The sequence below is a fragment of the Hominimerdicola alba genome, assembly GCF_900112155.1.
Taxonomy (GTDB): domain Bacteria; phylum Bacillota; class Clostridia; order Oscillospirales; family Ruminococcaceae; genus Hominimerdicola; species Hominimerdicola alba_D.
Window position 1 is genome coordinate 1 of record NZ_FOKQ01000075.1, and the last position, 7,677, is coordinate 7,677.

Annotated in this window: 9 protein-coding genes and 1 pseudogene; 9 read left to right on the top strand and 1 reads right to left on the bottom strand. The window is 46.6% G+C overall.

All coding sequences use genetic code 11. The annotated features are described in order from the left end of the window. From BM265_RS20830 to BM265_RS18975, 9 genes are all read left to right on the top strand, one after another. The coding region (locus BM265_RS20830) for an FUSC family protein (RefSeq protein ID WP_242940909.1) at positions 1–744 on the top strand (744 nt) is incomplete at its 5' end. A 54-nt stretch (positions 745–798) separates the two neighbouring features. Further along, positions 799–1,119, top strand: coding sequence for a hypothetical protein (locus BM265_RS20835; protein WP_242940910.1), 321 nt, complete (start codon positions 799–801; stop codon positions 1,117–1,119). Next, positions 1,100–1,237: a hypothetical protein gene (locus BM265_RS20840; RefSeq protein ID WP_242940911.1), complete on the top strand. Its 138-nt coding sequence runs from the start codon at positions 1,100–1,102 to the stop codon at positions 1,235–1,237. The genes BM265_RS20835 and BM265_RS20840 overlap by 20 nt, the downstream gene beginning before the upstream one ends. A gap of 310 nt (positions 1,238–1,547) precedes the next feature. Next, on the top strand, positions 1,548–2,879 hold the full coding sequence (locus BM265_RS18950; RefSeq protein ID WP_074963485.1) for a circularly permuted type 2 ATP-grasp protein: 1,332 nt from the start codon (positions 1,548–1,550) through the stop codon (positions 2,877–2,879). Continuing rightward, positions 2,861–3,562 carry an alpha-E domain-containing protein gene (locus BM265_RS18955; RefSeq protein WP_074963486.1) on the top strand — a complete coding sequence of 234 codons (702 nt, stop codon included), beginning with the start codon at positions 2,861–2,863 and terminating at the stop codon, positions 3,560–3,562. Before BM265_RS18950 ends, BM265_RS18955 begins: the two co-directional genes overlap by 19 nt. Continuing rightward, the gene (locus tag BM265_RS18960; RefSeq protein WP_074963487.1) at positions 3,559–4,329 is read left to right on the top strand and encodes a transglutaminase family protein; all 771 of its coding nucleotides are present in this window, start codon (positions 3,559–3,561) and stop codon (positions 4,327–4,329) included. Before BM265_RS18955 ends, BM265_RS18960 begins: the two co-directional genes overlap by 4 nt. Before the next feature lie 13 nt (positions 4,330–4,342). Then, entirely contained in the window at positions 4,343–5,281 is a 939-nt protein-coding gene (locus tag BM265_RS18965) for a M14 family metallopeptidase (RefSeq protein WP_074963488.1), read from the top strand. Continuing rightward, positions 5,278–6,201: a M14 family metallopeptidase gene (locus tag BM265_RS18970; RefSeq protein WP_074963489.1), complete on the top strand. Its 924-nt coding sequence runs from the start codon at positions 5,278–5,280 to the stop codon at positions 6,199–6,201. The genes BM265_RS18965 and BM265_RS18970 overlap by 4 nt, the downstream gene beginning before the upstream one ends. A gap of 185 nt (positions 6,202–6,386) precedes the next feature. Further along, positions 6,387–7,376: a RelA/SpoT domain-containing protein gene (locus BM265_RS18975; RefSeq protein WP_074963490.1), complete on the top strand. Its 990-nt coding sequence runs from the start codon at positions 6,387–6,389 to the stop codon at positions 7,374–7,376. A gap of 43 nt (positions 7,377–7,419) precedes the next feature. On the opposite strand, the pseudogene BM265_RS18980 reads toward BM265_RS18975, so the two are convergent. After that, a pseudogene (locus BM265_RS18980) lies at positions 7,420–7,677 on the bottom strand (IS5/IS1182 family transposase); the annotation flags it as partial.

The window sequence follows — 7,677 nt, forward strand, 5'->3', positions numbered from 1 at the left end:
GGAGCAAGGATAATCAAATCGTCTGCTGCTGTGGCTTTGTGCATGATGGTGTATTATATACGAACGCATCTTCCCGTAGGTAATGGCATACCATTCTACAGCGCCCTTGCGGCACTCTGGTGCTTACAGCCCAGTTCAGATACCGCCAAGCACAATGCTGGACAGCGTTCCATAGGTACATTCATCGGTGCTCTGTACGGATTGATATTTATCTTACTGTTGCGTATCATCGGAATTACCGAAGCTATGCGAGTGTATCTTCTGGCATCACTTATGATCATACCGGTCATCTATCTGACCGTTGTACTTGATAAGAAAAATGCCTCTTTCTTCTCATGTGTGGTATTTCTCAGCATCGCCCTGACCCATTCTTTCGATGATGACCCTTACCTGTTCGTCTTCAACCGTGTGCTTGATACACTGATAGGCATCGGCATAGGGCTTATGGTGAATAATTTCCATCTTCCCGTAAAGCATGACAGCGAGACCCTATACATCAGCGGAATAGATTCTGTACTAATCCCTGAAGACCATTCTGCGGCTTACAATAAAGTCGAGCTTAACCGTATGATAGAATCAGGTGTGAAGTTCAATCTTTCAACCATACGTACTCCAGCAGAAGTTATGTCGCTGATGAAAGGTGTTGACCTGAAATATCCGATAATCGTCATGGACGGTGCCGCAATGTACGATGTAAATTCCAAGGAGTATCTTGAGGCAGAATTCATTCAGGCAGATATCTGAGAAGAAGCTGAAAGCATCATCGCGAAATGCGGAATGAACTGCTCTGTGAATGTCATGTACGATTCAACTCTGCTGATATTCTACGGAGAGCTGAAAAAGACTTTTTCGACACACAGACACTCCCCTTACAGGAACTACGTCCGCCATATTTACAGACGGCACGATGCTTCCGAGCGCGTACTATATCTCACCGTCCTAGATGAATCGATGAAGATATCCACTATTGAAAAACAGCTTGTAAATTCTCTTGGCACATCTGCGCGGATAACCGTAAGTGAATACGAGTGCGACGGATATAAATATCTTAAAGTCTTTTTCACCCATCGCTTCCAAACAACATATGCTGTCAAAGCTCATGAAGCATACAGGCTGTGAAAAGTTAGTTACCATCGGAAGTATCAAGGGCAGATACGATGTCCACATCGGTGAAGGCGGCGGAAATGCTACCATCAAAAAGCTAAAAAAGCTCTACCACAGCGACATTTACCACTAATCTCAAGGAAAAGTATACCAGAGTCGTAACGGTCAGATTTTCTCCAATCGGTGACCTGCGTATGCCAAGTGATGCCAGCGCATACATATTGCTTAAAGAGAGATAAAGCATAGTACGATGATATCAAAACTCAGACACAAAAACATTCAGTTCTAATCCACTATTTATCAGACAACTAATTGTTAAACCATTGACAAATACGATCTTTAATGATAAAATAGACCCATAGAAACAAAGGCAATGGCGCTTCTCCCATATCGGAGCAAGCGCCATTTTTTTATGGACATTTTGATGATCGGAGTGATAAAAAATGACACAGAATACACAGTTTACTAAAGCAGTAGGCAACGCAAATGAGATCAACGAACTATTAAGACGATACGGTGTCAAATTCGGCATATACAAAAATGGCGTATTCAATGAACAGTTTTTCCCCTTCGACCCTATACCAAGAGTCATATCGGCGGAGGATTTCAAAAGTATGGAAAAGGGACTTGTTCAGCGTGTAAATGCCTTGAATGAGTTCCTTTTTGATATATATCACGATAAAAAGATCGTTCGTGACGGTATCATCCCGGAAGACTTTATCTACATATCTTCGGGCTACCTTGCCGAATGCGAGGGCATCACTCCCAAAAACAAGGTGTACAGCCATATCTCCGGTATCGACCTTGTTCAGGCTAAGGACGGAGAGTGGTATATACTGGAGGATAACCTTCGTATCCCCTCGGGAGCTTCCTATCCTCTTATCGCGAGGGAGCTGACACGTATCGCGGCACCTCAGGCATTCGAGGAAAACCCCATAATCGACAACCGCGGATATGCAAAGCTTCTGAAAGAAACTATGGAAGACGTAAACTGCGGTGGAGCAAGGGCTATACTCACCCCGGGGCGTTACAACGCGGCGTACTTTGAACACTCTTATCTGGCTGAACACACAGGCTCGGTGCTTGTGCAGAACGATGAGCTGTTCGTTGAGGACAATATCCTCTACCACCGCACTTACTCCGGTGGAAAGACGAGGATAGGTGTGCTTTACAGACGTATCGCTGACGAGTACCTCGACCCGCTGACTTTCCTGCCGGAATCTCTCATTGGAATACCAAATCTCATGGAAGCCTACCGCAGCGGAAACGTGGGCATAATCAATGCTCCCGGAAACGGTGTGGCAGATGACAAGGGCATCTACTATTTCGTACCGAAGATGATAAAATACTATCTGGGCGAAGAACCGATACTCAAAAATGCTCCCACCTATCTTCCTTTTTATGAAGACGATATGAAGTATGTAATGGAGCATCTTGATACACTAGTCATAAAGGACGTTGCGGAAGCAGGCGGTTACGGAGTAGTCTTCGGCAGTGACCTTACAAAAGAAAAACTGGAGGAATTTCGTGCAACTATAATCGCAGAGCCCCGACGCTTCATCGCACAGGAGGTCATTGATTTTCTTGATCTGCCTATACTTGAAAACGGTGAGACCGTTATGCGTAAGGCAGACTTGAGAGCTTTCGTGCTTTCAGGCAAGACTACAAAAGTCTGGGCATCGGGTCTTACAAGATTTTCACGAAACCCCGATTCATTCGTTGTTAACTCATCTCAAGGAGGAGGATTTAAAGACACATGGGTACTATCTCGTTAGAACACAGCGACCGTCTTTACTGGCTTGGACGGTATACAGAAAGATTTTTCACCACTTTGAAAGCTCTTGAAAAACAGCTTGATAAAATGATCGGCACAGCCCACAGCTACGAAGATTATCTTGACTGCTTCGGCTATCCCGATATATATACAGACAACAGAGATTTCATACAGGGCTTTCTCTTTGATGAAAGCAACCCCAATTCGGCAGCATATTGTCTTGAACGTGCCTATGACAACGGCATTGTCCTGCGTGAAGAGATATCCACCGACTCTCTGTCATTCCTGCAGATGGCAAAGGATACACTCGCCAAAGCTAAACACAGCGATAATGTCAGGCTGGCACTTCTGCCGCTGGAGGATATAATCTACGGTTTCTGGGGCAGTGTAAACGAGCATATCTACGATGACGAGATAAGAAACATAATCTACATCGGCAAGACCGTAGAGCGTCTTGATCTTTATATGCGCATGAAGTATCCCTTTGAAAGCGTAAAGCGCGAATATGTGCGGCTTCTGAAAAACCTCAACCGCGTACCGAGACACACTCCCTACCGCTACAACACGAAGTATCTTTCGGGACTTGTTGAGGCGCTGGGCTCCGAGGAAGACTACAGACGGGATACCGTTAAAGCACTTGAAAGCCTTGCCCATCTGTTTGAATCAGAGGAGGTGTATGCATGAAGCGAGTTAATTTCAGCTATATAACAAAACTTACCTTTGATGATTACGTCCACGATCACAGCTTTGCCCTGCGCATTATCCCGCCCGAGACAGATACCCAGCACGTTATCTCATGCAGCCTGCATATATCCCCACACGTTTCAACCCAACAGACTGCCGATGCTTTCGGCAACAATGTAACAGCGGGCTATCTCAAAGGCGACCACCGATTTCTTGATTTTGAGATAAAGGGCGCGGCAGATATAGACCATTCAAAGCACCGCACCGACTATATGCCCTGCTATTTATATCAGTCACAGTACACAAAGCCCGATGAAGCGCTTACAAATTTCTATGAAAGCGTAAAGAGCAGATGCACAGGTACGGTACAGGACAGGACTGAATTTCTTTGCGATGCTCTTTCAGATACCATGGAATACGAAAAGGGCTTAACGGATACTTCCACAACTTCAGCACAGGCGTTTGAACTCAAAAAGGGTGTCTGTCAGGATTTTTCCCATATACTCATAACACTGCTGAGAATGGACGGCATAGCCGCAAGATATATCGCAGGACTTGCCTTCTGTGACGGTGAGACACATTCATGGGTGGAGTACTGGACAGGCGACCACTGGGAGGGCATCGACCCTGCCAACAACTGCCCTGTCAGCGATGATTACCTTGTTATCTCTCAGGGCAGAGATTTCCGCGACTGTTCCATAGATCGGGGTGTGATGTTCGGCAGATACACAAGGCAGCTACAGCTTGTGCGCACAGTGCTTACATAAAGAGGTGTGACCAATGACAGAAAAAATAGCAAGCATACCGCTTGCAGTAAACGAAAGTCTAAATATACAAAAGCGGCGTATCCGCCATGGCACAGGCAATAAGCGCCTGAGCCTTGTTACAGGCACCCACGGCGATGAACTTGAGGGGCAGTATCTTGCCTACATGGTGGGCAATTATATCGATGAGCATATCGAAGACCTTGACGGTACACTTGATATCTACCCCGCCCTGAACCCCATGGGCATCGACAGCATCACAAGGAGCATCCCTATGTTTGACCTTGACATGAACAGGGTCTTTCCGGGAACTAAAAGCGGAACTATGGCTGAGGTTATATGCTCAGCCATAGTTGAGGATATCGCGGGTTCTGATGTCTGTATCGATGTACACTCAAGCAATATATTCCTCAAAGAGATACCCCAGATACGCATAAGCGTCCCCACAGCAAAAACACTTGTGCCCTATGCCAAAATGCTGAACGTTGATTTTGTATGGATCCACGAAAGTGCAACGGTTCTGGAATCCACCCTTGCCCACACCCTCAACAGCCGCGGCACCAAGACCCTTGTTGTGGAAATGGGGGTTGGTATGCGCATCACAAAGGAGTACTGTCAGCAGCTTTTTGACGGTGTGATGAATCTCATGAAAGAGCTTGGTATGTGGAAAGGCGATACTTCTCCTGTGCGTGAGCCTGTGATCTCCGAGGGGCGCGAAGTTGGTTTCGTCAACTCCGATGCGGCAGGGATATTCGTACCTTGTGCTAATTTCGGAGATACTGTTAAGCAGGGCGACCACATCGGCGATGTGGTTGACCCTCTGACTTCCACCGTTGTTGAAAAAGTGCAGGCAGTCTGCGACGGAATGATATTCACCCTGCGTGAATATCCAGTGGTATACGGAGGTTCTCTGCTTGCAAGAATATTACAGCCCGCGGGAGGTGAAGCAAAATGAAGAAGAGCATACTGTTCTCACTGCGCTCACCCTACCGCGAACAACTCGATATCGTCGGCTTTCATTTCGGTCACGGCAAAAAAGCGCTGGCAATAGTCGGTGCTATGCGCGGCAACGAAGTCCAGCAGATGTACGTCTGCTCGCGAATGGTGCAGGCGCTGAAAAAACTGGGAAGCAGCGGAAAGCTCGCCGAGGATACCGAGATACTCGTAGTTCCCTGTGTGAATTACTACTCAATGAACATCGGTAAACGCTTCTGGGCGATGGATAATACAGATATCAACAGAATGTTCCCGGGATACGATCAGGGCGAGACCACACAGCGTATCGCTGACGGTGTTTTCAGCCAGATCAAAGGCTATGAGTACGGCATACAGCTTGCAAGCTTTTATCAGCCGGGTATATTCCTGCCCCATGTAAAAATGATGGACACAGGCTTCACCGACCCCGAGATAATGAAAGATTTCGGTCTTGAATTCGGCATTATCCGCAAACCCCGCCCCTACGATACCACTACTTTGAACTTCAACTGGCAGGTTTGGGAAACCAAAGCATTCTCGGTATACGCAAATGCCACTGACGTTATAGATGTAAAAGCGGCAGACGAAGCAGTTAATGCCATACTCCGCTTCATGAACAACCGCGGCATAGTATCGGCCAAAACACCGCCAGGATATATAACCGAGATACTTGACGAGAGCCAGACACAGCAGCTTCGCTCCGAGGCGGCAGGACTGTTTTTCAGAGTGACCGACATAGGCAAGAACGTGGAAAACGGAGATGTCCTCGGCAGGATATACGACCCCCTGGACGGTGAACTTGTTGCCGAGATCAGGACTCCCGTATCAGGCACAGTATATTTCGCATATAACAGCCCGCTAATAAACGCAAAGACTGTCTGCTTCAAAATAATAAAATAAGCCGGTGCCGCCGAGACAGGTCGGGATTGTGTAAATAAGCAGGAGTATCTCCCACACCTGCAATGAGAGAAAGAAACGAGCAATTATCTTACTACCCTAAAGCGAACCCGAGCGGTGACACTGCCTTATCATAAAACGAAGCTGCCGCACAGCACGGCAGCTTCGCATTTACGGAGGAGAAAACAATGATAACCCTGAACGACTATTTATTCTCTGGGGATACGGTGCTGAAGATACTGCACCAGTATTCCTCTGACCTGAAAAGATCGGCTATCGAGACCGATAACCCCATCGACCTTGCCCACTGCAATTTTCTGATACAGATAATCGAGCTTCTCGAACACAACGACTTCCTTACTTCACAGTCCCAGAGGATAAAGGAATTCTACAAATACATGACCCAGAAATATCCCTTTCTCGCCTTTACATTCAAAGGCAGGATAAAATCGCTGATAAGGGCTGAGGAAAAATTCAACGGCTATATCCTTGAATATATCTATGACTATTACCAGAAAAACCACAGCTATCCCAGCGAAGCCGAGATAAAAAGCAACCTCACCTGCTTCCGTGACCTTATCGCATACCGTATTGTGATATCCATGCCCATGTGTCACCTAGAAGACGGAATCTCACAGGAAGAACAGGAGAAAAATTATCTATACGAGATAGCCAATGTACTTCCCCAGTATCTTGAAGTCCGCGGTTTCACAGCTGAACTTTCGGGCTCGGGTCATGAAAAGACAGCCGATTCGCTAATTAGCAGCAACCGCCCTTACTACAGGGATTATGTTGCTTTCCCCAGGCCATCGGGATATCAGTCCCTGCACATCACTTTCTACGATAACCTTGCAAGATGCTTTACCGAACTCCAACTGAGAACAAAAGATATGGATGACCTTGCCGAGATAGGAAGTGCTAATCATTTCGGCTATGAACGCCAGCAGGAAGAAAGCCGAACAAGGCGGGATAATATCCCTCTAGGTGAGTGCAGATATTTCGATGAAGCCTACGAGCGTTTCACAAAATTACAGGAACTTGACCTTGCCTCCGTAAATGTGAATATGTTCAAAGCATTCAACAACCAGCTGATAAACGACGGCTGCGGTCTATTCCGCGGTCGGCAGATCTTGCCTTTCGAACATCTGTCACGCTTTCAGAATGATCTGATCGATTAAGAACAACAATACCGGATATAATTAGTCTCTCCTCAACAAGCCTCTAAAATCCATGGCATACCGGCTGGCGATATGAGAAGCGAATATTTATCACTATTTTCCAGAAGCGCAAAAGCATCGCCGCCAGGCGGTCGATGTTCATTGCGATAACGCTGAGAACTATCGATGCTCTTGTTGTGTCTTCTCTTTTTGTGAGCAGCAGACCAAGACCGAATTTGCGCTTTGCGAGACTGAACTTACGCTCCACTTCGATCCTGTCGGTATTATCTTTATATGCTGCCTTCTTTTCAGCCTTGCTGTC